The organism is Pseudoalteromonas sp. SIMBA_162, from assembly GCF_046535955.1.
Taxonomy (GTDB): Bacteria; Pseudomonadota; Gammaproteobacteria; order Enterobacterales; family Alteromonadaceae; genus Pseudoalteromonas; species Pseudoalteromonas marina.
This window is the reverse complement of record NZ_JAWJBQ010000238.1, coordinates 1-291: the sequence shown is the minus strand read 5'-3', so window position 1 is coordinate 291 and position 291 is coordinate 1. Positions and strand designations below refer to the sequence as shown.

Genomic DNA, 291 nt, shown 5'->3' with positions numbered 1-291 from the left:
CTGAGCCAACCTGATGCTTGAAACGACACGAGGCCCGGATCATTGATCCGGGCCTCGTGTCGTCGTGCGGCCTGCAATGCTCTCAGGCAACGATCAGGGGCTCAGCCTTCCGAGCCCTGACGCTGGCGCCGCTTAGCCATAGCGACCGGTGATGTAGTCCTCGGCCTTCTTGGTATTCGGGTTGGAGAACATGGTCTTGGTGTCGTTGTACTCCACCAGCTCACCCATGTGGAAGAAGGCGGTGTAATCGGCGACACGTGCCGCCTGCTGCATGTTGTGCGTCACGGTGAC

Annotated in this window: 1 pseudogene; it reads right to left on the bottom strand. The window is 60.1% G+C overall.

The annotated features are described in order from the left end of the window. Positions 1–132: 132 nt before the first annotated feature. A pseudogene (locus R0J88_RS19500) lies at positions 133–291 on the bottom strand (phosphate ABC transporter ATP-binding protein); the annotation flags it as partial.